Annotated in this window: 20 protein-coding genes and 1 pseudogene; 10 read left to right on the plus strand and 11 right to left on the minus strand. The window is 64.0% G+C overall.

What is annotated here, in order from left to right:
* Window positions 1–127: 127 nt before the first annotated feature.
* Window positions 128–865, minus strand: coding sequence for a fimbria/pilus periplasmic chaperone (locus tag G3N94_RS12185; protein ID WP_205792636.1), 738 nt, complete (start codon window positions 863–865; stop codon window positions 128–130).
* Window positions 866–977: 112 nt separating this feature from the next.
* Window positions 978–1,520: a fimbrial protein gene (locus G3N94_RS12190; protein WP_205792637.1), complete on the minus strand. Its 543-nt coding sequence runs from the start codon at window positions 1,518–1,520 to the stop codon at window positions 978–980.
* A 305-nt stretch (window positions 1,521–1,825) separates the two neighbouring features.
* Here G3N94_RS12190 and G3N94_RS12195 point away from each other — a divergent pair.
* The 8 genes and pseudogenes from G3N94_RS12195 to G3N94_RS12230 form a co-directional block, all read left to right on the plus strand.
* Window positions 1,826–2,629, plus strand: a pseudogene (locus G3N94_RS12195) (IS630 family transposase); the annotation flags it as partial.
* A gap of 201 nt (window positions 2,630–2,830) precedes the next feature.
* A complete protein-coding gene (locus G3N94_RS12200; protein ID WP_205792638.1) occupies window positions 2,831–3,385 on the plus strand; it encodes a CS1 type fimbrial major subunit in 555 nt (184 codons plus the stop codon).
* A 247-nt stretch (window positions 3,386–3,632) separates the two neighbouring features.
* Window positions 3,633–5,786, plus strand: coding sequence for a TcfC E-set like domain-containing protein (locus G3N94_RS12205; RefSeq protein WP_205792639.1), 2,154 nt, complete (start codon window positions 3,633–3,635; stop codon window positions 5,784–5,786).
* Between the two features lie 17 nt (window positions 5,787–5,803).
* On the plus strand, window positions 5,804–6,493 hold the full coding sequence (locus tag G3N94_RS12210; protein ID WP_205792640.1) for a pilus assembly protein: 690 nt from the start codon (window positions 5,804–5,806) through the stop codon (window positions 6,491–6,493).
* Window positions 6,490–6,966, plus strand: coding sequence for a hypothetical protein (locus tag G3N94_RS12215; RefSeq protein WP_205792641.1), 477 nt, complete (start codon window positions 6,490–6,492; stop codon window positions 6,964–6,966). The genes G3N94_RS12210 and G3N94_RS12215 overlap by 4 nt, the downstream gene beginning before the upstream one ends.
* Window positions 6,963–7,502, plus strand: a complete 540-nt coding sequence (locus G3N94_RS12220; RefSeq protein WP_205792642.1) for a hypothetical protein — start codon at window positions 6,963–6,965, stop codon at window positions 7,500–7,502. The genes G3N94_RS12215 and G3N94_RS12220 overlap by 4 nt, the downstream gene beginning before the upstream one ends.
* 8 nt (window positions 7,503–7,510) lie before the next feature.
* A complete protein-coding gene (locus G3N94_RS12225; RefSeq protein WP_205792643.1) occupies window positions 7,511–8,056 on the plus strand; it encodes a hypothetical protein in 546 nt (181 codons plus the stop codon).
* A 275-nt stretch (window positions 8,057–8,331) separates the two neighbouring features.
* Window positions 8,332–9,351, plus strand: coding sequence for a hypothetical protein (locus G3N94_RS12230; protein ID WP_205792644.1), 1,020 nt, complete (start codon window positions 8,332–8,334; stop codon window positions 9,349–9,351).
* 25 nt (window positions 9,352–9,376) lie between these two features.
* On the opposite strand, the gene G3N94_RS12235 is transcribed toward G3N94_RS12230, so the two are convergent.
* On the minus strand, window positions 9,377–10,429 hold the full coding sequence (locus G3N94_RS12235) for an RNA-guided endonuclease TnpB family protein (RefSeq protein WP_205792645.1): 1,053 nt from the start codon (window positions 10,427–10,429) through the stop codon (window positions 9,377–9,379).
* A gap of 86 nt (window positions 10,430–10,515) precedes the next feature.
* On the opposite strand from G3N94_RS12235, the gene G3N94_RS12240 reads away from it, so the two are divergent.
* Both G3N94_RS12240 and G3N94_RS12245 read left to right on the plus strand, forming a co-directional pair.
* Window positions 10,516–10,707, plus strand: a complete 192-nt coding sequence (locus G3N94_RS12240; protein ID WP_205792646.1) for a hypothetical protein — start codon at window positions 10,516–10,518, stop codon at window positions 10,705–10,707.
* Between the two features lie 155 nt (window positions 10,708–10,862).
* The gene (locus G3N94_RS12245) at window positions 10,863–11,525 is read left to right on the plus strand and encodes a hypothetical protein (RefSeq protein WP_205792647.1); all 663 of its coding nucleotides are present in this window, start codon (window positions 10,863–10,865) and stop codon (window positions 11,523–11,525) included.
* Window positions 11,526–11,633: 108 nt separating this feature from the next.
* On the opposite strand, the gene G3N94_RS12250 is transcribed toward G3N94_RS12245, so the two are convergent.
* The 8 genes from G3N94_RS12250 to G3N94_RS12285 all read right to left on the minus strand — a co-directional run.
* Window positions 11,634–14,945 (minus strand): GLUG motif-containing protein, encoded by a 3,312-nt coding sequence (locus G3N94_RS12250; protein WP_205792648.1) that lies wholly within the window; start codon window positions 14,943–14,945, stop codon window positions 11,634–11,636.
* A 221-nt stretch (window positions 14,946–15,166) separates the two neighbouring features.
* Window positions 15,167–18,262 (minus strand): filamentous hemagglutinin N-terminal domain-containing protein, encoded by a 3,096-nt coding sequence (locus G3N94_RS12255; RefSeq protein WP_205792649.1) that lies wholly within the window; start codon window positions 18,260–18,262, stop codon window positions 15,167–15,169.
* 129 nt (window positions 18,263–18,391) lie between these two features.
* A complete protein-coding gene (locus tag G3N94_RS12260; RefSeq protein ID WP_205792657.1) occupies window positions 18,392–19,954 on the minus strand; it encodes a ShlB/FhaC/HecB family hemolysin secretion/activation protein in 1,563 nt (520 codons plus the stop codon).
* Window positions 19,955–20,382: 428 nt separating this feature from the next.
* Window positions 20,383–21,420, minus strand: a complete 1,038-nt coding sequence (locus tag G3N94_RS12265; protein WP_205792650.1) for an acyltransferase — start codon at window positions 21,418–21,420, stop codon at window positions 20,383–20,385.
* On the minus strand, window positions 21,417–22,592 hold the full coding sequence (locus tag G3N94_RS12270; protein WP_241021783.1) for a hypothetical protein: 1,176 nt from the start codon (window positions 22,590–22,592) through the stop codon (window positions 21,417–21,419). The genes G3N94_RS12265 and G3N94_RS12270 overlap by 4 nt, the downstream gene beginning before the upstream one ends.
* A complete protein-coding gene (locus G3N94_RS12275; RefSeq protein ID WP_205792651.1) occupies window positions 22,585–23,874 on the minus strand; it encodes a polysaccharide biosynthesis protein in 1,290 nt (429 codons plus the stop codon). Before G3N94_RS12275 ends, G3N94_RS12270 begins: the two co-directional genes overlap by 8 nt.
* 12 nt (window positions 23,875–23,886) lie before the next feature.
* Window positions 23,887–25,047 carry a polysaccharide pyruvyl transferase family protein gene (locus tag G3N94_RS12280; protein ID WP_205792652.1) on the minus strand — a complete coding sequence of 387 codons (1,161 nt, stop codon included), beginning with the start codon at window positions 25,045–25,047 and terminating at the stop codon, window positions 23,887–23,889.
* The coding region (locus tag G3N94_RS12285) for a glycosyltransferase (RefSeq protein ID WP_205792653.1) at window positions 25,044–26,180 on the minus strand (1,137 nt) is incomplete at its 5' end. The genes G3N94_RS12280 and G3N94_RS12285, both read right to left, overlap by 4 nt.

Raw genomic sequence — 26,180 nt, forward strand, 5'->3', positions numbered from 1 at the left:
CAAGCGGAAACGGATTCGACGTTCGGAAGCAGGCGACGGCGCGAGTCTCTATTTGCGCCGCGTGTCGCCCAATAATTCGGCGTGTCCTTCTGGAGCCGGTCCGCTCGGCCGGTTCGTCTGGCGGGGGTTAGTCCTTTACTGCGACGGGCTGTTCCTGGTCGTTGGTTCCGCCCCAGTCGTTGATGCTGGAGAACTTGACCTTTGCGTCGAGCGCGGGCGCCGAGTGCAGGCCTTCGATCTTGAATTTCTCGGTGTTTCCGGGTGGCACGAAACCGATTCGGGCTTCGTACTTCTTCCCGTTCGACTTGAGTTCGATATTGCCCAGATTCACGAAGTACGGCGTCGGATTGGTCGCCCTCAGTGAATAGTCGCCACCGTCGCGCACGATTTCCCAACGAACTTGTGCCGGCGCTTCCTCCGCTCGTCCAGGCAAGCCGTCGGGACGGAACATGAGCTTGATGCGCGTGCGGATGGAAAACTGAATCTTGTTTCGGTCATCACTTGCCGCTTTCGGCGGAATTTCGAGAACGTTCAGCCAGAACAAGGTTTCCTTGTCGGCGGGCAGCGGTTCGTTCGTATAGATGACGCGCAGCGATTGCCCCTTGCCAGGCTCCATCCGGAACATCGATGGCGTCAGCGTGAAGGGCACGTCGATCTTTTCGGGGGATGCGCTCGCATCACCATTGTCCAGCCATGCTTGAACCAGCACGGGCGTCGCGCCGTCATTGGTGAGTTTGACGGTGACTTCGCGCTCATTCGCCGGGAAGACCACGCGCGTGCCTGAAATGACGACGCTGGCATGCGCCTGGGCGGCGAAGATCGACAGGAATAGCGCGAGCATGCGAATGGTATTGAGCATCTTCATGGCTGATCGAATGGAGGCCTCTGGAAAGAACGGACGAAAAGAGCGTGCCGACTCGAAAGTGGCCGCGCCGCGAAGAAGGAGGGCCTCCGTACCGCTGGCCCTCCGGATTGCGTTACTGGTAGGTCAGCGAGTACTGGACACGTGAATTCACCGCGCCGGCCGTGACGGCGTCGCTTGCGTAGTACTCGGCGAAATAGTTCAGCGTCGCCTTGCCGTCAGTGCCGATATCGACGAGCTGCGAATTCTGGTTACCGGCGGAGCCGACCTTGATCTGCTGTTGCTGGTCGTTCAGCAAATTGATCTGGACGCCGGTAGCCGCGTCGGCGCCGGTGTCAGCGTTGAGTCGACCGCTCGCCAGATCGACGCTCGAACCCGGCTCGAAGTAGGCGCCGACCTTCATCGGCGAGCCATCACTCGTCGTGCAGTCGGTAAGCGACAGCGTGAAGGGGGTCCGGCCGCCGACTGCGCCGACGGACGACAGCGCCGTGCTGCGCAGGCTCGGCAGCGGTACGGTGACGTTACCCGAGCCGCCGTTGATCTTGCAGGTCGACGCGACGATGGAGCCGTTGATCGTGATCGTGCCGTCGGCCGCATGGGCAGTGGCAGCCACGGCAAACAAGGCCGCGGAAGCAAGAATGAGTCGTTTGATTTTCATCGATTGATCTCTGTCGGAATGATTTTTTAAAAACGATATTCCGCTTGAGGGCGGAGTCGGATTTGTGGGGGGCTGTTCCCACGAGAGATATTGTCGATGATTGCGGGGGATTTTTTTATAGGACGAGTACTAAAAGTAGATATTTTTATTGTTGAATTGTACGAATTTATATGGGAGGAATGTAAAATAATGAAAATTCGGCGAATATTTAAATCAATTTCTCATATGGCGTGCAGCGAGTCGGGATCCGGACGGTGAGCGGATCCCGATGGCCGCCATCGGCGCGGGCCGGCATTTGCCGTCGTCATGAGAAGCCGGACGGGGCAACGCACTGGAGCGTGCGTTCTGCTGCTGCTCAAACGGGTATTTCGAAGAGCTCGGTGGCCCGGTATCTGTCGCTGTTCGGTGTGCAGCCTCATCGCTCGAAGAGCTTCAAGCTTTCTACTGATCCGTACTTTGTCGAGAAGGTGCGCAATATTGTCGGGCTGTATCTGAGCCCGCCGACCAACGCCTTGGTGCTGTGTGTCGACGAAAAGAGCCAGTGCCAGGCGCTGGAGCGTACGCAGCCGGTGTTGCCGATGGGGCTGGGCTATCTCGAAGGTGTTACGCACGACTATATTCGGCATGGCACGACAACCTTGTTTGCTGCGCTCAATGCGGCAACGGGCGACGTCATCGCGCAATGCAAGTCGCGTCACCGACATCAGGAGTTCCTGGCGTTTCTGAATCACATTGACCAGGCGGTTCCGGATGATCTTGACGTGCATCTGATCGTCGATAACTACGCAACGCACAAGCACCCGAAGGTCAAGACATGGCTGGCGAAGCGTCCGCGCTATCACATGCACTTCACGCCGACGTATTCGAGATGGCTCAATCAGGTGGAGCGCTGGTTCGGCCTGATCACGCAGCAGGCTATCCGGCGTGGCTCGTTCAGAAATGTGCGCCAATTGATCGCCAGCATCGAGCGCTATGTCGAGCAGTACAACCAGCACAAACGTCCATTCGTCTGGACGGCAACCGCCGATTCCATCCTTCAGAAGGTGGCTCGGCTATGCAAAGTTATTTCTGAGACGGAACACTGGTCGACGATTGTTAGGTTCATTTGACATTCAACGGTTTAAAAAGGCGGGAAATATTTTTCGTACCTGTACGAATGTTATCGGCCTGATTTTTAAAACTCGTCCTATTCCTGATCTGGTTTGATTAATCGAAAATAGCGCCAGTGGAATTGATCTTCCACGCGGCGAATTCCGATTAATTCATCGTAATTCGATTTCCGAACCTCACTTTTAAATAGAGATCATTCGATGAAACTCAGCAAACTCGTTCTGGCACTGGGCATGACTGGCGTTCTGGTTGGCGTGGCACACGCAGCACCGAAGACGGACAACCAGGTTTCCAAGAAGATCACGCTCACCGCGCAGATCAACGACGGCATCTTCGTGTCGAAGCCGGACGGCTCGACCTGGTACAGCACGGAAGAACTGCAGGCCGAAGACTACACGCAGAAGAAGTTCAACGCGAACCTGCCGGTCCGCGTGTGGACGAAGAACGCCGACTTCAACATTTCGCTGGCGCAGCCGCTGAAGATGTCGAGCGGCAAGTACGAAATGCAGAACGTCAAGGTTTCGCTGTCGAGCCAGGCTGGCGACAAGGACGTCACGTTCGGCACGGCCCAGAAAATCACGCAAGTGACCTCGGGTAACGGCGGCTTCGACGAAATCCACGATCTGAAGATCGCCGTCGATGCACCGGCTCAGGTCGGCGAAGTGAGCACCAACGGCAGCTACAGCGGCGATCTGGTCATGCTGTTCGAGCCGGTCGCGGCGTCGGGCGGCGGCGACACCGAAGAAACCAAGTAACACACACCCTGCCTCCTGGCGAAGCCCCGCCCAGCTCGGGGCTTCGCCGTCTGTATCACGTCAGTCAAGAGATCTCACCTGTCGATCTAAATCCCAATCCATTTGAAAAGAAACCAGCGTGTTCGCCTATCAAGCCCCTTTCCAATTTAACAAGCTGTGGCTGGGTGCGTTCCTTTTTGTTTCGTCGCACTCATTCGCAGAGGTCAAGGTATCGTACGGGGTACCCGAAGGGTTCAGTGCGGCCGAAATGGACGACAGCGCGAACTACGTTGCCACTTTCAATGGAAAGACCCTTCCCGGGTTCATCAGTTATTCGTCATCGGACGCGTCGCTCGAATTCGACGCGGCCAAATATGCGGCGAACGGCATTTCGCCGGAGGATGTCGATACCATCCGCGGCATCATCTCGAAGGTCGACTACAAGCGCTGCAGCAAGGGCTGCGACGTGGAAGTCGACGGCTATTACGTTACCGTCGACAAGCTGAAGCGCTCGATCTCGATTCGCGACTCGCGCGACGATTACATCGCGCCGCCGACCGGCTTCGGCCTCGTCAACAACCAGTCCGTGGACTTCCGTGCGTCGTCGGACGGCTATCGCGCCGCCAACGTGAACGGCAACACGTGGATCGGCCTGCCGTCGCGCAGCTTCGGCTACCTGAGCTGGTATGCGAACCGCACCGAATCGCGCGGCACGAGCAGCAGCTCGCACGGGCTGTCGTCGTACTACCTGCAAAAGAACTTCACCGGCACCTATGTGCGGGCCGGCAAGCAGAACAGCATCGACTATGCGTCGGGCTCGGTCAGCACGCTGCTGTCGCCGAGTTTCGACCAGTTCGTGACGTTCGGCAGCCAGAACAACCTGCAGGTCGATCGCAATGCGGGCTCGCTGGTGCTGTACGCCACCGCGGAAGGCAACTACGAGTTCTACCGCAACGGTCGCCTGATCCTGAAGCGGCCGGCGATCCTCGGTCGCAACGAAATCAGTTTCGCGGATCTGCCGGGCGGCTACTACTCGGTGCAGGTGCGCCTGGTCGATCGCAACGGCAATGTGGTCACGCAGGAAATCCGCGAAGTCAACAACGTCAACTTCGGCGCGGGCGGCGGCAACGCATGGCACTTCACCGTCGGCAAGGAGATGAGCGAGCAGGGCGGCTTCCTGATGGAGGCCGCGGTGAGCCGAAACTTCCGCCAGTTCTACCTGAACGCGTCGACGCTCGTCGGGCGCGGCGGGGACTGGGCGGCCGAAGTCAACGTGACGCGCCCCATGAAGCTCGGCGATGTGGACATCACGCCGACGCTCGGCGTGCTGGCGGGCGAGCGCAAGGCTGGCGGCTACGTCAGCATTTCGGCGGCGAGCGAGGCGCTCGGCAGCCTTTCGGCGAGCCGCTACCTGAACAACGACGTGTCGCGGTTCTATCGCGGCACATCGAGCACGAGCTTGTCGTACAGCCGCAACCTGCGCAAGGCGACCGTCGGCTACAACTACCAGCGCTCGGGTTTCGGTGAAACGCACCAGGCCGAGGTGCGCTGGAACTATCGTCCGAACGGCCTGTGGGCGACGTTCGCGCTGGGGGTCCAGAAAGGCAGCTTCAATCAGACCAGCGGCGACTATGGCGTGTATTTCAACATGACCATGCAGCTCGAAAAGACCCAGGCGAGTTTCAGTGCCGCGCGCTCGGGTGGGCAGACGCAACTGAGCGGCGATTACCGCAAGGATTTCCAGGACAGCTTCGGCACCACGACGCTCGGCATCACCGGCAACCGCATCAATACGGACTACGGCGTGAACGTCTACGGTAGCCGCTCCGGCACGCGTGGCGACACGTCGTTGAACCTCGGCTACAACGGCAACGCGAGCAACGTGGACTTCAACTATCGCGGGATGTTCGCGGCCAGCAAGGACGGCATGGCGTTCGGCCGCTACAGCAGCAGCGGCGCCGCGATGCTGTTGACCACGCCGAAGATCGAAGGCATGAAGTACGGCTTCAACGTCGAAGGCAACCCGGTGGGCGGCAACAGCACCTATGCGGTGCCGGTCAACGCGTACAACGACGTGACGTTCGCGCGCGTGCTGAGCAACAGCGACAAGCTGGACATGAACATCGAGGTGCCGGCGAACATCGTTCGCGCGCACCCCGGACAGGTGTATGCGGCCAAGGCCAAGGTCGACATCAATATGATCTACAGCGGTTTCTTCAAGGATGCCGAAGGAAAGCCGATCAGCGGGACGGTCGTCGAAACCGGCGAAACGGTCCACCGCAACGGCCTGTTCTCGATCGTCAGCAAGAAGATGCTGTCGACGGTCACGGTCACGGTCGACGGGAGCGGGCACCGGTACACGTGCAGCCTGAAGGATGCCAGCGGCAACGACTTCCGCTGCGCGCCGCAAAACCTCGAATGAATCTACGGAGAAACGACATGAACTTCAAACTGCGAATCGCACTACCGGTCCTGATGGCGCTGCTGGGCGCAACGGCTCAGCCGGTCCAGGCCGAGGGCGAACTCATGGTGATGCCGGCCTCCACCCGCGTGTACAGCACCCATGAGCAGAAAGTGACGGTGAAGAACATGGGCGATGCGCCGCTTTACCTGAACATCGGGCTGCAGAAGGTGATGAATCCGGGCATGACGCCCGAGAAGAAAGTCGATATCGGCCAGCTCGACAATCCCGGCCTGATCGCGAGCCCGGACAAGTTGACGCTGGGGCCGAGCCAGACCCGGCAGATCGTGCTGAAGTCGCTGATGGAGCCGGGCCAGGAAGAGCTGTACCGGTTGTACATCGTGCCCGTCAAGTCGCTGAAGGTGGACGACGCGCCGCAAGACAAGATCACCGCGCCGATGTCGGTGGCGATCGGCTACGGCGTGCTGGTGCGGCACCTGCCGCCGCCGGGCAAGCTGCGCGCCGGCTGGGCGCATCGCTGCGAGAACGGCGGGATCACGCTGGAAAGCACCGGCAACGTGCGCGCGGTGCTGTCGGAGGTGATGTATGACGGCGCGAAGCAGCCGCAAACCATTGCCGTGTTCCCCGGCGCGCCGCAGCATTTCGCGACGAAGCGGATGACGCTGAACGTGAATGACCAGAAGAAAACGCTGGAGTGCTCGCAATGACACTCGGGCTTCGCGTTGCGCTCGGCCTGCTGACGGCCGTGTGCTGCACGAGCAGTCTGGCGGCAGGCGTCCTGAAGCTGTCGCGCACCGAAATGACACTCGCGCCGGACAAGCCGCCGGGCGAGCTGTGGGTCGAGAACAAGGGTGACACGCCGTTGTATCTCGATGTGACGCAGCAGCTCGTCGCGAATCCGGGGCAGATGCCCGAGCAACTCGTCCCCGTTACCGAGGTGCCGCACCCCGGTCTGCTGGTGATGCCGCGCCGCATGACGGTGTCGCCGGGGCAGAAAACCCGGATGACGTTGAAGGTGCTGGAGACCCCGCAGCAGGCACAGGTCTGGCGAGTGACATTCCGGCCCAAGGAGCGAATCGCAGTCGAGGCCAGCGATGCGGAGGGCAGGCCCGCACCGTTGTTCATCAGCGTGGGTTATGGGGTCGTGATTTATCAGCGGGCGGGGCGAATGGAACAATGAACAGCAATTTGACATTTAATAGCACTTTCGCCGGAGACGTGGAAGAAGTTAAGGGCGGCGTCTATATCAGTCGCGACGGCGTCAACGGGTCCTGCAAAGTGATCGACCCGATCGTTCCGCCTACACCGGAAATTGCGATCAACGTCACCGCACCCGACTGGAATCTCGGGGAATTGCCGGCGCGAAACGGAGAGAAAGTGTTCTCCAACAGTGCGGACCAGCTTTGTTTCAGCTATTCAGGCGCGGCCGTGAGCGGCAAGAACTTCATCATCAATGCCAGCAACGTCAATGGCCAGGTCAATAACCGTTACCGGCTCCGGAGCGTCGACGATCCCACGCAGGAGGTGCCCTATGACATCAAGCTCGACAGCGGAGCCCGTCTGTTGAATCTGCCGAATATCGGCAACGTCGATCTCACACTCGACAGCTCGGGCAAAACCTGCTTCGTTCCGACGTTCCGGACGACGGTCAACAAGATGTTGAAGCCAGGTAATTACAGCGACGTATTGACCTTCAAGGTCATCACGAGATCCTAGGAGTCTTCATGAAGAAGCATCGCATCGCTTGCCTGCTGGTCGCCATGCTGTCGCTTCCGGCTATCGCGCCGGCCGAGGTTAACCTAACCGGCAAGGTGACGAGCAAGGTGACGGCCACGGTCGTCAAGATGTTCCAGTTCGACGTGACGGACGACAAGGGCGGATGGTTTGACCAGGGGCTGGAAATGCAGCAGCTCGGCGGTTGGGACACGCCCTATGAGGTGAAGGCGCGGCTGCGCGTGCTGTCGACCAGCCGCGACTTCCAGGTGCGCCTTGACGAGCCGCTGGTGATTCGGAATCAGTCGAATGCCGCGCAAGTGTTCCGGCAACCGGCCGTCAGCCTCGGCGCGGAGGACGGCGCGCCCAAGCCGCTGGTGGTCGGACAGAGCACGGGATTCCAGAATCCGGCGCCGGTAGTATCGACCGAAGATTCGGTCGGTTTTTACACGCTGTCGGTTGCCGCCTATCCGCCGGAAGGCGACTTCAAGAGCACGGTGGGGACGTATAGCGGCACGTTGTCGATGACGTTCGAGCCGGTGGTGAAGGCGCCGTGACGGTCTGTCTTTCAGGCCCACGGAGCGCATTGCAGTCGGGGCCAGCGATGTGTGGGGCAGGCCCGCTTCGTTGTTCGTCGGCATGGGTTACAGCGTCGTGATTGATCGGCTGGCGGGTCGAACAAGACCGTGACGTGGTAGAAAGGCTAGCGTATTCACGATAACTGCTTGGACCGCGAATGATGCATATGCAACTAAATTAATTAAGTTGCCTGATCGACAGTAATTGAAGGGCCGCGTGGGAATAGGAGCGCATGGTTCGGAGGGTAAAGACAATGGTCAGTTATGGTTTTAAAGGGAAGTGGAAAAAGAGAATCGAGAAGATCATTTTGATGTTGTCGTTGCTCATTTTTGCTGGCAAGGCATCTGCTTACGTTCTTCAACTCGGAAAAGTCGTCGACAACTACAGCGCATGTTCATGGGAAAGCAGGGGCGATGGCACTAGCCGCCTTCGCGTGACCGTCAATTATAGGGAGGGATTTGCCATGGGGGGGTATATATGGAAGTCCCGAGGTCTTTTGGTGTACACGTACAACGCAAAAGGGCAGGTGAACCCGAGTGGAGGTGCCGCCCAAGCCATGTGGTTGAACGATGTTTATTATGGAAGCCAGTATTCCGATGCGTCAGGTTATGTGATGTATCACGGAGTCGCTGTGGGTGAGGGTGGCACAATAAGGCCTCAATGGGGGATTGAGCAACCATTTACTGCCAGATTTGATATTATCATTCAAGATAGTAGTGTTAAAGATTGGCCTGCGGTATCCCTGCGGGCCGGAAATTTCACGAACGGCGACGACGTCGGGGAAATTACCGGCGGCGCTTATATCAGTCGTGACGGCGCCCACGGGTCGTGCAACGTGGTCGACCCGGTCGTCCCCCCCGCACCGGAAATTGCGATCAACGTCACCGCACCCGACTGGAATCTGGGGGAACTGCCGGCAGGAAACGGCGAGAAAGTGTTCTCCAACAGTGCGGACCAGCTTTGTTTCAGCTATTCAGGCGCGGGCGTGAGCGGCAAGAACTTCATCATCAATGCCAGCAACGCGAATGGTCAGCTCAACAACCGTTACCGGCTCCGGAACCTCGACGATCCCACGCAGGAGGTGCCCTATGACATCAAGCTGGACAGCGGAGCCCGTCTGCTGAATTTGCCGAACGTCGGCAATGCCGCGCTCACGCTCGACAGCTCGGGCAAGACCTGCTTCGTTCCGACGTTCCGGACGACGGTCGACAAGCGGTTGACGCCGGGCGATTACAGTGACGTATTGACCTTCACGGTCGTCACGAAATCCTAGGAGTGCACTTGACGTCCTCCACCGCCTAAAGGCGGTGGATTCCCACAGCTGGCGATGCACGTCCGCATCGGAGAATGTTCAACGCAGCGTTGATATCGCGATCATGCACGACACCACATTCACTGCAGGCCCATTCTCTTACTCGCAATCCCGCGATACCTTTCGGCCGCGTCGTGCTGTCTTTCGACCCGCACGACGAACAGGACTGGGTAGAACCGCTTTCGTCAACTTCCTCGAACGTGACCCCGTGCGCCATCGCTTTGTAGCAGAGCTTGTTTCGGAAGGACGACCAGGATACGTCGTAGACGCTTTTCGCCATCCTGGTCTTGGCAAGTTTCACGGCCGATACGTTGCCGACAGCGATGTAGTCAAAACGTCGCACCAGACAGAGCGCGAGCTTGTGCTGGAAATCGGCGCGGGCATTCGCCACCTTGGCATGCAGTTTCGCGATATGCCGCTTGTGTTTTCGCGCCCGCTGGGCTTTCGCCAGCTTCTCGGCCGCCAGTCGGCCGAATCGGTCATTGGGCAGCTTCTCGCCAGTCGAAAGTGTGGCGAAGTCTTTCAGGCCAAGATCGATACCGACACCGGAACGGATCGGACGAGCCTGAACACCGGGTATTTCGATCGCGATGTTCAGGAACCAGTTACCACGCACGTCCTGCGCAAAGTTGGTTCCGTCCTTGATCTTGCCCTCGGGGAGCGGCCGGCTGTTAAACACGCGAAAGGTATTGCCGGCAAAGCGAAACGCGTCGCCTTCGCGCTTCAAGTCCCTGCCTTTCAGCGGCACCCAACCAAGCGATCTTCTGCCGCGATAGCGCAGGTAAGGGCGTCGGTGCTGGCTGCGGGACTTCGCATATTGCTCACACGTTGCGTTGACTGTGCCAGAGTGGATGCCGAGTTCCTTGCTACTGCCGGTCGTCAGTACGTTCAGGTCGAATCCTGTCGGCCACTTCTTGCGCCACTTGAGCGCGTGCTTCTGCGTGTCATTGCAGAAGTTCCAGACGTAGTTCACCGCACGGCTCTGCTTGTTAAGCAGTCCGTTAAGCGATTTCACCCGGTAGCGATAGACAAGGATCATACCGGCCACTCTAACGTTGGAATGCCGTTTGTCAACGGCGCTCCTTTCCTTCCCGCCATCAATGGCGGGATTTCTCGGAGCAACTGATGAAGAAGCATCGCATCGCCTGCCTGCTGGTCGCCATGCTGTCGCTTCCAGCTATCGCGCCAGCCGGGGCCAACGTGACCTTAACTGGCAAGTCTGAGGACGGCGCGCCCAAGCCGCTCGTGGTCGGACAGAGCACGGGATTCCAGAATCCGGAGCCGGTCGGCGCCACGAGACGATTCGGTCGGGTATGACACGCTGTCGGTTCCGGCACGCGTCTGTCAGCCATCGACCGTGACGGCCGCACCCCGATGCCGATTCCTGTCAGTTAGAGTACGGAACAACGAATCCCGAGTCGTCGGTGCCGGGAGCCGATGTTTGCGTCACCCCCCACCAGAGACACGATGTCATGAAGCTATCCACCCTCTACCCGTCGGCCATCACGCTGTTGGCCGCGCTCTCCTGTTCCGCATCGGCCTTCGGCGCGATCGACCTGATACCGAAGGAACTCAAGGTCCACAACAAACCCGTTTCCGTTCGGATCATCAACAACGGCGATCGCGCGGAATACGTGTCCATCTCGCTCGCGCGTTTGCTCAATCCCGGCGTGCCGCTGGAGGAAGAGAAACTGGAACCGGTCGGCGACGCTGCGCAACCAACGCTGTACGCATTTCCGTTCCGGGTCAGCCTCGCGCCCGGGCAAAGCAAGTCCATCACGGTAAAACCGGTGCGTGCGGTCGAGACGGAAACCGTGTATCGGCTCGAGGTCAAACCGGTGGTCAAGGTCTTGGGCGAGAGCCGGAAGCAAGCGGCGGGCAACGTCGTGGTCAACCTCGCATTCAGCGGGCTTGTCCGTCAGTTGCCGGCAAGCGAACGCGACAGCATCTCGGTGACTTGCGACGCGCAGGGGGCCCGCGTGGCGGCCACCGGGAACGTGCGCTACACGGTGAAGGGCGCGAAGATCGACGGTCGTGAACTGGGTGACTTCAATGTCTACCCGGGCGTGCCGCTGCCGTTGCAGGGGGGTGTCGTGACCATTCCGGGTCAACCGACCTGTAACGGCAATCGCTGAAATCGCCGTTCATCTGACGCGGATGGTTCTCACGAACCATCCGCGTTGCATCGTGGAGGCACGCATGTCATCCGGGCCGACGATGCCTGCCTCCACGAACGTTCCTGCTTAGTCCTTCACGGTGCCGGCGTTGAAGCCCACGAGCGGCAGCCCGGCGGCGTTCCCGCTTGCTTTGTTACCGACCAACATGCGGAAGTTGACGCCCGCGAGCGCACCGTACTGCTGGTTATAGCCGTTCGTGAATGCGACCGGACTACTCGTCGACGACTTGTTGACGTAACCGAAGTTGCCGCCAACCAGGCCACCCAAGTGCGCTTGGCGTCCGCCGGAAACGGTGCCGGTCGAGGATGAGTCTTTGACCGTGCCGTCATTGCGGCCGATGAGGCCGCCGACTCGGCTCGAATCCCCACCCTTGGCCGAACCGGTGGCATGGGATGCATCGACGGTGCCGCGGAGGTGGCCGATCAGACCGCCGACCCAGCTGTCCACGCCGGCTTCCACATCGCCATATGCGTACGACCCGGAAATGCTGCCGCTGTCGTTCGCACCGATCAGGCCGCCTGCGTCGGAGAGATTGCCGGCCTTCACGTTGCCGCGCGCTTCCGACCCTACGACCTTCCCGACGCTACGGCCGATCAGGCCACCGACGTTGCTGGAGTGACCGGCCAACACGTAGCCGGTTGCGCTCGACTGCTTGACGACACCCGTGTTGAAGCCCACGAGGCCGCCGGCCGTGCTTTCGTTGCCGGCCGTCACCAAGCCTTCCGCCGTCGATGCGTCGATGACGCCTTCGTTGGCGCCGGCGAGGCCGCCGATCGTTGCCTTGCCCGCCACCGTCACGTCGCCGCGCGCCTTTGCGTTGACGACCTTGCCGGTGTTTTGCCCGACGAGGCCGCCTGCCACGCTGTTCGCCCCGGCCAGCACGGCGCCGGTCGCGGTTGCACGGTCGATCACGCCTTCGTTGACGGCGGCAAAACCTCCCGCCCGGCTCGACGGCCCCGCCTTGACGCTACCGCTCGCGTCCGACCGCGCGATGCGGCCGGTGTTCGAGCCGGCGAAGCCGCCAGCCGTGCCGGACGTTTCGGCGACGACGTTGCCGTACGCGTGGGAGTCGTCGATGTTCCCGCCGTTCGTGCCGACGAGGCCGCCCGCGATGCTCTGGTTGCCGGCAGTCACCGAGCCCGTCGCGCGCGAATGCGCGATGGTGCCCGCGTTCTCGCCGACCAGCCCGCCCGCGACGGCGTTCTGGCCGGCCGTCACGGTGACGGACGAGCTGGATTCGGTAATGACGCTGCTGCCGTCGCTCACCCCGACAAGGCCGCCCACCTTCGCGTTCCCGCTGGTCGCGACGACGCTGCCCGCGCTCGACGAACGCTCGATCGCGCCGCGGTTGAAGCCGACGAGGCCGCCGGCGACGCCGCCGCCCGTCACGACGCGAACCTCGGCGCGGCTGTCGCTGATCCGGGCTGTCGGAAGCTTCGGCCAGGTCGCCGTGATGTTATCGCCGACGAGGCCGCCGATTGTCAGCGTGTCGCGATCGCCTTCGACGCGCCCGCTCACGCTCGCGCGCTCGATCGAGCCGCTGAGGTTGCTGCCGACGAGACCGCCGATGAACGTGCGGCCCCTGGCGCTGACGGTCACGTCCTTGGCGGTTACGTTCCGGATCGCGCCGAAGTTGTAGCCGGCCAGGGTGCCGATCGACATCGGTGAGCCATACCGGTCAGCCGTTCCGGACGTCTGGATGTTTTGCAACACGAGATTGGCGATCTCGCCGTGGTTGACCGCGAAGAGCCCGACGACGTTCTGGCCGGGGTTGGTGAGGTTCAAGCGGCTGATCTTGTTGCCGAGGCCGTTGAACACGCCGAAGAACGATCGGTCGCTGCCGATGCTGCGGAAGCTGGCGTTATAGCCGTCGATCGCGTTGCCGAGCACGTAGCGGCCGTTCAGGTTCTGGTCGACGTTGCGCAGGTCGGCGAGCGTATGCAGCACCGTGTAGTCTTCGCCGTTCGAGCTGAACGATGCGTTGTTGCCCGACAGCGTCACCACGGCCTTGTCGTTCGTGAACGTAGCGCCGTTCTTCGCGTTCAGCTCGAGATGTGCGTTGCGGCCGGTGAGCTTCACCGCGTCGTTCACGCGGATCTGGTTCGCGGCATTGACGAGCAGGCGCGCGTTCGTGCCGGTGGCCGACAGCACCTGCTGCAGATCGACGTTGCCCTTCTTCGACGTGAGCGTGAGCGCGTTGTCGCTGTTCCACGCGACGGGGCCGCCGACCGTCAGGTCGCCCTGTGTGTTGGCGAGTTCGATGTTGGTCGTGCCGAGGTTGCGCGACAGCGTGTATGCATTGATCGACTGCGTGCCGTTCACGCCGGCGTTGGCCGCTTCGATGGTCCACTTGCCGGCGGTGTTGCCGGCACGCGTATCCACTACCGTGTCGTTCGCGACGTCCACGCGCTCGCCGCGCGTCGTGACCGAGCCGGCCGGCGCGCCGGCTTCGGCCGCGCTTGCATCGAGTTTGCCGGCGACCTTCACGGTGCCGCCGTCGAGCGTGATCTTGCCGCCGTGTGCGTTCAGGCCGCGTGCTTCGACCTTGCCGGTGTTGTTAACCACCGAATCGAGCAGGTTGCCCGCCGCGCGCGCGGTCATCAGCACTTCGCCGCCGTCGGCCTTCAGCAAGCCGCCGTTGATCGCTTGCGCGCCCACCGCGCCGCCGTCGACCTGCACGCTCAGCAGTCCGTTGCCGTCGAAGTTGACGGTGAATGCGTTGCCCGCGCCGAGTGCGACGCGGCCCATCTTCGCCTGAATCACGCCGTTGTTCGACACGCGTGCGCCGAGCAGCGCGACGCTGCCGCCGTCGGCGGCGGTGATCGTGCCGTCGTTGACGATCGACTGGGTCGAGTTGCCGGAGAAGCGATAGTTACCGGCGAGGAAGTTTTCGTCGGAAATGTTCTGGGTGGAAGCGACGAGCCCACCGACGTTGATCTGCGCGCCGGAGCCGAACATCACGCCGTTGGGGTTGACGAGGAACACGCGGCCGTTGGCGCTGATCTGTCCGTCGATCTGGCTGCCTTTGTTGCCGATCACGCGGTTGAGCGCGAGCGACTGGCTGGTGGGCTGATTGAACGCGACGCGCTCGCCGCCGGCGACGCTGAAGTCCTGCCAGTTGGTGATGAGCTTGTCGGAGTGCTGGTTGATGCTCATCGACTTGCCGTCGTTCGAGCGCGCGATGTCGGCCTTGCCGGACATGATCGTCTCGCCGGACGGCAGCGCGAAGGCGGGCAGGGCGGCGAAGCCGAGCAGCGAGACGGCGGCGGCGGCGAGCTGCCTGCGGCCGCTCGACTTGCCGCGCCGTCGCGCGGTTTCCCCAACTGCGGCCCAGCAGCGCTGCGTCTGGTTCCACACCAGTGCGTAGGTCTTGTTCATGATTCTGGTTGCCTCGTGGTTGAGTTGATTCACTTGCAAAAAGTGATTTGCATACCTTAAGAATGCATGCAGTAAGGGCGGCAGTGCCGGCCCGTGTCACGCGGACAGAAGGGACTGTCCGCGCAGGCCGATGGGAAAGGTCAAGGTCCCATCGGCCGGTGACGGAGCACGGAAGGCCGTTCACCCGAATGTGCGGTGATGGTTTCCGCGCCTGTGATCGCTCAGTGCTGGACCGACGCGAGTGTGGAACCGACGAGCGGCACCCGCGGATCGCGCGGGTCAGCGGTGTTGTCGACCAACTGGCCTTCGTTGATGCCTGCGAGCGCGCCGTAGGTCTGGCCGGCGTTACCCGTGAACATCACATAGCTGCTGGTCGACGATTGACCGACGTAGCCGTGGTTCACGCCGACGAGCCCGCCGAGTGTCGCGAGCCGGTCGCCGAACACCATCCCGCTCGACGCGGACATCTTGACGGTGCCCCAGTTCACGCCGACGAGGCCGCCTACATAACTGGCGTAGCCGCCGTAAGCGGAGCCCGTGGCCGTGGAGGCGGAGACGGTGCCGCTCACGGTGCCGACGAGGCCGCCGACCCGGCTGCGCGAGTCTGCCACGACGTTGCCCGACGCATCCGATTGCGTGACGTGCCCCTGGCTGGCGCCCACCAACCCCCCGGCATTCGCTTGGGAGCCGGCGCGCACGTTGCCTTGCGCGGAGGATTCGATGACGATCCCGGCGTTGTTGCCGACGAGGCCGCCGGCGTCTGCATGGTTCCCGGCCGATACGTCGCCGGATGCCTGCGAGCGCCGGATGCTCCCCATGTTGTCGCCGACGAGGCCGCCCGCATGGCCCACGGCGCCGGCAGTCACCTTGCCGGACGCGCGGGACCCGTTGATGCCGCCCCAGTTGGTGCCCGCGAGTCCGCCTGCCGCGCTGTTCCGGCCGACGCGCACGTCACCGGAAGCGGACGACGAGTCGATGACGCCCACGCCATTGGTGCCGACCAGACCGCCCGCCGAGCTTTCGTCGCCCGCGGTGACCGTGCCCTCGGCGGACGACCCGCCAATGCCGCCCCAGTTGGAGCCCGAGAGGCCGCCGACCGACGACTGGAAGCCAGCCTGCACGTTGCCGCGAGCAACGGATGCATCGATATTTCCCGACCGCCTGTTGCTGCCGACGAGACCGCCCGCGAAACTGTATGAACCGGCCCGCACGTTGCCCGTCGCGAGCGCGCGGTCGAGCTTGCCGTTGTTTTCCCCGACGAGGCCGCCGACCGTGCTCCTGTCGCCGCCCGTCACGTTGCTGCCTGCGCGAGACGCCGAGATCGTTCCGAAATTCCGGCCGACCAGACCGCCCGTCGTGCCGTATTCGCCCGTCACCACTTCGCCGTCGGCACGCGACGATTCGATCCTGCCGATGTTGTAGCCCGCGAGGCCGCCCGCCGTGCTCATATCGCCGGCCTTGACCATGCCGGCCGCGCTCGAGGCGGCGATGGCGCCGGCGTTGTAGCCGACCAGCCCGCCCGCCGCGCCGCCGTCGAACGACTCGACGGTCACATCCCGCGCCGCGACGTTCGACACGGTGCCGGCGTTGAAGCCGGTCAGCGCGCCGACCACGTCGTTCGCATGGGCGGCCGTCGCCTTGATGCGCTGCAGGGCGAGGTTGGAGATCCGTCCGGTGTTGGTCGCGAACAAGCCGACGTTCGACATCGTGTTGTAGATCGACAGCCGGCCGATCGTGTTGCCGAGGCCGTCAAATACGCCGTTGAACGACTTGCGGCCACCGATGCTGCGGAAGCGGGCGTCATTGCCGTCGATCGCGTTGCCGAGCACGTAGCGGCCGTTCAGGTTCTGGTCGACGTTGCGCAGGTCGGCGAGCGTATGCAGCACCTTGTAGTCTTCGCCGTTCGAGCGGAACGAAGCGTTGTCGCCCGACAGCGTCACCACGGCCTTGTCGGTCGTGAGTGTGTGGCCGTTCTTCGCGTTCAGCTCGAGGTGCGCGTTGCGGCCGGTGAGCTTCACCGCGTCGTTCACGCGGATCTGGTTCGCGGCGTTGACGAACAGGCGCGCGTTCGAGCCGGTGGCCGACAGCGTTTGCTGCAGGTCGACGTTGCCCTTCTTCGACGTGAGCGTGAGTGCGTTGTCGCTGTTCCACGCGACGGGGCCGCCGACGGTCAGGTCGCCCTGCGTGTTGGCAAGTTCGACATTGGTCGTGCCGAGGTTGCGCGACAGTGTGTCCGCGCTGATCGACCGGCCAGCGACGTTCACGCCGGCATTAGCCGCTTCGATGGTCCACGTGCCGGCGGTGTTGCCGGCACGCGTATCGACGACCGTGTCGTTCGCGACGTCCACGCGCTCGCCGCGCGTCGTGACCGAGCCGGCCGGTGCGCCGGCTTCGGCGGCGCTCGCGTCGAGCGTGCCGGCGACCTTCACGGTGCCGCCGTCGAGCGTGATCTTGCCGCTACGCGAGCTGAGGCCGCGCGCCTCGATCTTGCCGGTGTTGTTGACCACCGCATCGAGCAGATTGCCGGCCGCACGCGCGGTCATCAGCACCTCGCCGCCGTCGGCCTGCAGCAAGCCGCCGTTGTTCGCTTGCGCATCGACCGCGCCACCATCGACCTGCACGCTCAGCAGCCCGTTGCCGTCGAAGTTGACGTTGAATGCGTTGCCCGCGCCGAGCACGACGCGGCCCATCTTCGCCTGGATCACGCCGTGGTTCGACACACGCGCGCCGAGCAGCGCGACGCTGCCGCCGTCGGCGGCGGTAATCGTGCCGTCGTTGACGATCGATTGAGTGGAGTTACCGGAGAAGCGGTAGTTACCGGCGAGGAAGTTGTCGTCGGAAATGTTCTGGGTGGAAGCGACGAGCCCACCGACGTTGACCTGCGCGCCGGAGCCGAACATCACGCCGTTGGGGTTGACGAGGAACACGCGGCCGTTGGCGCTGATCTGTCCGTCGATCTGGCTCCCCTTGTTGCCGATCACGCGGTTGAGCGCGAGCGACTGGCTGGTAGGCTGGTTGAACGCGACGCGCTCGCCGCCGGCGACGCTGAAGTCCTGCCAGTTGGTGATGAGCTTGTCGGAGTGCTGGTCGATGTTCATCGACTTGCCGTCGGGCGCACGCGCGATGTCGGCCTTGCCGGACATGATCGTCTCGCCGCTGGGCAGCGCGAAGGCGGGCAGCGCGGCGAAGCCGAGCAGCGAGACGGCGGCGGCGAGCTGCCTGCGGCCGCTCGACTTGCCGCGCCGTCGCGCGGTTTCCCCAACTGCGGCCCAGCAGCGCTGGGTCGGGTTCCACACCAATGCATAGGTCTTGTTCATGATTCCGGTTTCCTCATGGTTGAGTTTCATCAACTTCGTGAAATGATTCGTATACCTTATCAAGAAACGCTGTCATCTCACGCTGCCCGGCCTTGGTGAGGCTCGATCCCGGGCAGTCCTGCCGGCCGCTCAGAAATACTGCGCGGCCTGCAACCAGACGCTCGGCGAACGCGTGACCGTCGACACGTTTTCCGCATTGCCCAACGGCAATGCCGCGGTCAGGCTGACTTGCCGGTTCGCGCCATACCAGCTCACGCCGAGCCCCGCCGCCGACAACTGCAGCGTATTGATGTCGCGCACCCACGGTTGCTTGTTGATCTGCATGCGGCCCGTATCGACGAACGTGCTGACCTGCCAGCCCGGCGCGGCGAGATAGCGCAGCTCCGTGCTTGCCTGCCAGCCCTGGTCGCCGCTGCCCGCGCCGAGCGCATACGCGCGCACGCCGTATGGGCCGCCGAGACTGAACTTCTCGGACGAATCGAGATTGCGCGACGCAAGCTGCGCGCTGAACTGCGTAAAGAGCTGAAAGCGGCTGCCCAGCGCCTGCAGGCGCATCGCGCTGAGATTCAGCTTGGTGAAGCTGCCGCGCGTATTCGCGTACTGGTTTGCTTTGAGCGGATCATTGCCGCGCAGGCGGCCGACGCCGAGCACGACGGAAAATCCGTTGCGACCGCCGCCCAGCCATTCGTCCTCGCTGTTGCCGCTGAGGATGAACGACCACAAGCCGACGTTCTTGTCACTGCGGATTTCGAACGCGTCGTAGTTGTCGTGGAGGTTCTTGTTTTCATAGAGGACCTGCGCGCTGAGGCTGCCGCGCCGGCCGCGCAGCAACGGCTGCGTGACGAACGCGCTCTGCACGGTCGCGCGGCCGTGATAGTCGAGCTCCTCGAATTCCTTGCCGAGCCGGTAGGTCATCTCCGAATAAGCGACGCCGATCCGTGTCGACATCGGGCCGACAGGCACCTGATAGGAAGCGCGGTAATAGTGCTGACTCGTATTGCTGGTCAGGCCGCGCAGCGTGAGTTGATCGCCGAGACGCAGCGGCGAATTGACGTTGATGCTGCCCGTCGCGCGATAGCGGCCGGTGAGCGGATCGCCGTAGTTGTCCAGTTCGACCGAACCCGTCGCCAGCGGGCCGCGCTCCGCGTCGATCAGCAGATCGGTGGTGCCGGGCTCGGCGCCCGCGCGCAGCGTGCCCTTCGCCGCGACGCCGGGCAGCTCGTCGAGCAGCGTCAGGCTCCGTTCGAGATCCGCGCCACGCACGACGTCGCCGGCGCGCAGCGCGCCGAGCGGCTGCCGCAGTACGCCGTCGATTACGCGCGAGCGGTTGTGCAGCTCGATCTGCCCATACCGGCCTTCGACGACGGCGATGCGCACGACGCCGTTTTCGATGTCCTGTTTCGGCAGGTAGGCACGCGCGAGCACGTAGCCGCGCTCGCGGTAATAGGCGGTGATCCGGCCGGCGGCTTGTTGCAGGTCGCCGAAACTCAGGTCGCGGCCGACCAGATCGGCGAGCAGCGCCTGCAGTTGCGTCGTGTCGAAAACCTGGTTGCCTTCGAGGTCGAATGCGTGAACCGCGACGCGCGGGCCGGCATCGTCGGCGGGGGCTGCGGCGGCGTCCTGTTTCGGGAGTTCGATCTCGGGCTGCGTGGCGGCAGGCAGCGCCGGGCGGATGGTCTCGATGTCGCGCATCGATTGTCCGGCACTCGGCAACTGCGCATGGGCAAGGCCGGGAAGCAACAGCGCGATGCCGATCAGACGTGCGCGGCGCGTCGCCGACCGCAGCGTGCGGGCAGGACGGTGTTTTGTGCGATACGGCGTGCGGCTGCCGGGTTCCGGAAAGCGCGCTTCCCGTGGCGAATCGGCTGCCTTGACCGATTCGCCACCGGCAGACGACGCTGTGATCAAGCGGACGGAGCGAATATCCCACCTCGAATTGTTTTGCCTCTGAACCGGCGGATCGTGTCCGAAACCGGTACCTTTGAATTCCGAGGGGATGTTACGAAATGCTTTCGTTATTCGATATCGAACGAGTACGAGTGGCGACGCGCGAAGTATCAGTCTTGTAGGATTTTCTCGATCGCACGCCGGAAAAGCTCATTTCCGGAGCCCGGAAACGATCATGCCGCCCCCGGCGCACGACGCGATGACCGGTTCCATCGGTTCAGCACCGCGAGCATCGGCCGTTCGACCCAGACATGACACGCGTAGCCCGACAGGCAGACCGCCGCGAACATCGCGAGCGTTGCCATGACGCCGCGCCCGGTGACGAGATTGGCATGCACGTTGACGATCTTGCCGGCGATGCCGATCACATACGGATGAATCAGATAGATCGAATAGCTGGCGGCACCGAGTGCCGCCGCGATGCGGTTCGTGACCGTCCAGCCGCGCAGGTCGAGCGCGATCAGCGCGACGACCAGCAGACACGCGGGAACGCCCCAACCAGCGACGCGCGCGACGCCGGCCGGTGTGCCGTGAAACACATGAAACAGCATGATCGCCGCGACGCCGGCGGCTGCGATCGCCACCCAGGCGGACGATGAAAGCCGGCGGCCGATGCCGGCCTCCAGCGCATGGCAAGCCAGCACACCGAGACCGAATTCGAGCACGAACGGCTGCCCCAGATGCGCGGCAACCGCGCCGAACGGCCCGCCCGCCGCCACGTACCCGCAAAACAGCGCGAGCAACAACGCGGCGAGCGTCGTCGCGTAGCGCGCGCGCACGAGTACGAGCGAAACCGCGATGACGACGTAGAACAGCATCTCGTATTCGAGCGTCCAGCCGTTGAGATTCAGCGGCCCCCAATGGCCGTTCTCCTTGATGTACGGAATGAACAGCAGCGACTTCACGAGGTACGCGAGATCGGCCGTGGTCGTGTTCAGCCACTGTGGACGCAGCACCGCGATCGCGTAGACGCCGAGCGTGGTCATCCAGTAGAGCGGCACGATTCGGATCAGGCGCTTCATGAAGAACGCACGGCCTTCGCGCGGCGCGACATAGGACATGATGAAGCCGCTGATCACGAAAAACACGTCGACGCCGCTCGAGCCGAAGGGCAGCACATTCATGTGATAGCCGACGACGGCCAGCGCCGCCAGCGCGCGGGCGCACTGGAGGTTATGAAAGACGGCGGGCGGCCGGGTGAGCAGGGTCATGTTGGATCTCGGTGAGGTTGAATTGACGGGTGGGAGGCCGAGCACGGTTGCGCGGTGGCCGTGGTAGTGGCGGTAGCGGTGCAGGTAACGGTGTCAGTGGCATGTGCGTCGAATGCCGGCTCGACCCGCCGTCCGTCGGCGCGTGCGCCAAACGCGCAAAACTGCACCGCGCACCACAGCGCCACGCTCGACAGATGGCGCGTATAGCTGCCGAGATCCGGCTCGAACAGCATCGACACCGCGATATGGCCGATGACGAGGCAGGCGAGCAGGTCGCGGGCGGGATCGGCGGGACGGGCGGGACGTGCGTCGCCGCGCGCCCGGCGCCACACGGCGGCCAGCGCGATCGCGACGAACAGCTGCATCGCGATTTCCTTCGGCCCCGGCGAGAACAGCACCGGCACGTTCAGGCGCAGCACGGCGTACAGGTAATTCGCGCAGAAGCCGACGAACGAATCCGGCGCGACCGGGTTATGGAAACTGGTGCGCGCGCCGTAGGGCGAGCCGAAGTCGAGGTAGTCCGCCGCCATGTCGCGCGGATGCTGGAGCAGGTAATACACGTCGGACGGCAGCAGGAGCAGTGCGACGGGGGCCGCGATCGTCATCAGCACCTTGCCGCGCCACGACACGTGCCGGAACAGGAACGCGGCGAACGCGATCGCGAGGATCAGCACGAAATAGCTGCGCACGACCGCCGCGTAGCCGACATAGAGCGCAGCGGCGGCGACGAACAGCAGCGCCGCCGAGCGGCGTTGCGCGATGCGGGCCAGCACGATCGCCATCAGCACGACGAGCGTGTCCTTGCTCGCGACGAACAGGTTGAAGAACACGCACGGCGCGAGCAGCACGATGCTCGCCACCAGCGAGCCGACCCGACGGCCTTCGCCGATCATGCGCCAGATGAACAGCGCGCCGACCGCCGCGACGAACAGGTGGGTGCCGGTCGTGCCGAGCATCGCGTAGAACTGCGCGACCGCGTCGAACGACGTGCCTTCGTAGGTGTTCCCGCCGCCGATCTGGCTCTGGATCTTCTCCGCGTCGCGGAACACGAATTCGGGCAGAAACGCGCCCGCTTTCGCATAGACGGTCCAGTAGACGAGCACGGCGAGCCCTGCGATCGCGCGCACGAGCCCCCGGCTGAGCGCGGGTCCGCCGGTGATCAGGTCACGCATCGGACGTTGCCTCCCGGCTTGCACGCGTGGCGTGAGTTGTGTTGCCGCGCATCACGATCAGCATCAACCCCGCAACGATCCCGACGCTCGCCGCGAGATGCGCGAGCGCCGCGCCGGTCGCGCCCGCATCCGCAATCAGCCGCCACGCGACGGGTACATACAGCAGCGCGAGCGTCGCCATCGACAGCAGCACCGCGACCCCGGCGCGCAGCGCGATGGCGGCGGCCCACAGCACGTCCGCGACCGAGCGCAGCACGAACGACACGAGCAGCACCGCGAGCAACGCGACGTCGCTCGCGCCGGCCGGTTCGTGCGCGAGCCGGAACACGTCGCGATGTACGACGAGGATCGCCGCCGCCGCAAGCGTTGTCACGGCTGTACTCGCCGCCGCCGCGCGCATCAGTTGCCGGGGGAACGCGCCGCGCGCGTCGGCCAGCGTGCGGACGAAGCGCGGGCCGGCCGTGACGACGACGGTCGCGAACGCGACCGTCTGCACGGCATTCGCGATCGACCACGCAAAGACATAGCGGCCGAGCGCGTCGGCGCTCAGGTGGCCGCCGGCGATGAAGCGCTCCGCATACTGCAGCGTCGCGAGGATCACGCCAGCCACGTAGAACGGCAGGCCGTGACGCCACACCGCGAGCAAGCCGCGCAGGTTCGGTGCGCTTTCGTGCGACCGGACACGGCGCGCGTTCCGCGTGAGCACACGAACGCGGTGCCAGGCGGCCGCGACGACGAACGCATTGGTCGCGAACCACAGCGCGAACACGGCTTCGATCGAATGCAGCACGCCCGCGAGCAGGCCCGCGCACGCGACGCCCGCCCATGCGCCGGTGCGCACGAACAGCAGCAGCGAACCCGCGCGCGGACGATGCAGCGAGAACATCCACGAATTGGCTTCGAATGCCGCGTGCTCGGACAGCGCGACGAACAGCACGCACGCTATCAGCCGTGGCGACAGGCTGGAAGTGTCGAATGCATCGACCGTCGCGCCGGTCAGTGTGACGGCCGCGAGCATCGCGGCCAGCAGCAGATAGGACACCCCGTACACCGCGCCGAGCACGCGTGCGTCGCGAAGCGCCGGCAACGGGTCGGCCTCGCTGAGCCGCCGATTGAGTTCCGGACTGAAGCCGAGCCCGAGCGCCTTCGACGCGATGACGGAGGCCGCGACCGCGAGCCCGTACGCGCCGACCGCGTCGAAGCCGAGCGTGCGCGCGACGACGATCGCGAGTGCGAACTTCAGGCCGAGCGCGGCGAATCTGAGTATGAGTCGAGCAAGCATGCGAAGCTCCGGTCAGGCATGCGCGCACCGCGCGGCGCGCAGAGCGTCGATCACGCGTTCGCGGCCGGCGCGGATCCGCTTGAAGCCGGTCCGGGCGGCCCGCCAGAAAGACATGGCCGCATCGGGCGCGAGCACGATGCGCGCAACGTGTTCCGGATCGAAATCCGCACCGTTGACGACCCAGTCGCCGAGCCGCATGTCCGCATACGCGCCGAAGCCCTTGCGTTCGTAGCTGAGATGAAACGCGGGAACGCCGTGCAGCACCGATTCCAGCGCGCCGTGCAGGCGAACCGAGATCACCCGGTCCGGCCGGTCGCTTTCGAGCAGCGTCCTGAGCGGAACCAGTTCGTCGCGGATGCCGATGCTGCGGTAATACGCGACGTCGTCGTTGCCGCGGCCGGTGCTCTGCACCGCGAACGTGATCCGGCACGACGCGCGGATTCGCTCGACGAGCCGTGCGATCGACGCGTCGTAGCGCCTCTGCCGCGCGTAGCCCCAGGCCGGCGCGCGGCGCAGCACGAACGCGACGTGGCGGGCGGCGCCGTCCGTCTGCACGGCGCGGCGCAGGATCTCGTCGCCGCGGTGTCCGAAGTCGAGCACGGCGAGGTCCGGTGCGCGCCGCGTGTTGGCGTTGGCGGCGAGAAACGCGGACGAGCGATCGTCGCGTACGAAGACCGTATCGAACGACCCGAGCAGTTGGCAAAGGTGCGCGCCGACGGGCAGCGCGGGCTGCGCCGGGCCGATGCTTTGCGGCAGGTACACGACGGGCTTGCCGGATGCCCGCGCCGCGCGCATCTGCAGCAGATGGCCGGCTTCCAGCCTGAGCGCCTCGACGGGGGTGCGTGCACGCAGATACCCGCCGCCGACGCCGGCGATCAGGTCGGCGTCGTCGAGCAGGCGGCGCAGTTCTCCGAGCCGCCGGTTCGCGCGGACGGGCAGTGCTGCACCGGCCGCGCCGAGCCACCGGTCCGCGCCGCGCGCTGCGAGCACCGGGGCCGCGCGGACGTCGTCGTAGCCGGGAAACGACGCGGGATCGGCCGCGACGATCGACACGCGGGCCGCGTCGCCGAACGCTTCCTTCAACAGCGTGACCGACAGGTCGACCAGCAGGCCGTCTCCGGAATTGCACGCGCTGTACGCATGCAACAGTGCAACGTGAGTGGGTGCGGTCATGCAGCCTCCTTGCGAATGAGCGCACGGTAAAGCGTGAGCGTGCGCCGGACCATGGTCGTGGCGGAGTAGCGTTCGAGCGCGAGCGCGCAGTTCGCACGCATCGTGTTGCGCAGCGGTTCGTCTTTGGCGAGCGCGACGATGGCATGCGCGAAATCCGTGGTGTCGTCGTCGTTCGGCACCATCAGGCCGATCTCCTGTGCGCGGATCAGCTCGGCAACGCCTGCGACGTTCGACGCGACGATCGGCACGCGCGCGGCCATCGCCTCGAGGCACACGTAAGGAAAGCCTTCGTAGCGGCTCGGCAGCGCGAACAGGTCGAATGCGGAAAAGTAGCGGCTCGCGTGGCCGACGGCGCCGACGACATGCAGGTTCGGTGGCGCATGGTCGGCTTCGGGGCCGGCCGCCGCGGCGAAGTCGCCAGGGCCGATCACGACGAATCGCACGTCGCGGCCGCACCGCCAGTACACGCCGCGTGCGATCCGCACGAGGCGGTCCACACCCTTCTGGTGATCGAGGCGGCCGACGAAGCCGACGACGAGCGCATCGCCTGGCAGGCCGAGCGCCTGCCGCGCTTCGTCGCGCGGCATCAGCGCGGGCGGCGCCACGCCGTTGACGATCGTTTCGATACGCCACGCCGGAATGCCGAGGACGTTGTGCAGGTGCGTGGCCTCATCGCGTGAAACCGCGATGATCCGGCTCGTGCACAGGCGTCCGAGCAAGCGCTCGATCGTGCCGTACAAGCGCCGCTGAAGGGCGCTCAGCGACGGATTGAGCGTGTACACCGCATGCGGCGTATAGACATGCCGCCACGGGCCTCGGCACAGCCGCGCGAGCGCGCCGGCCTTCGAGCTGTGGCTGTGGACGACGTCGGGGCGGATGCGCAGCAGCAGCCGATACAGGTGCGCGACCGAGCGCGCGTCGTGCCAGCCGACCGCGCGCTGCATCGGCACCGCGTGCACCGACTTGCAGCGCGCGAGGATGCGCGCATCGAGTATCGATGCATCAAACCTTGGCCCCTGCGGCACGATGAGGTGCAGCTCGATGCCGTCGTGGTCGCTCAGACCTTCGATCAGGCCGGCGAGATGGACGGCCACGCCGCCGCCGGCGGCTTCGGCGACGAGCGCGACGCGCAG

It is taken from the genome of Burkholderia sp. Ac-20353, assembly GCF_017104785.1.
GTDB lineage: Bacteria > Pseudomonadota > Gammaproteobacteria > Burkholderiales > Burkholderiaceae > Burkholderia.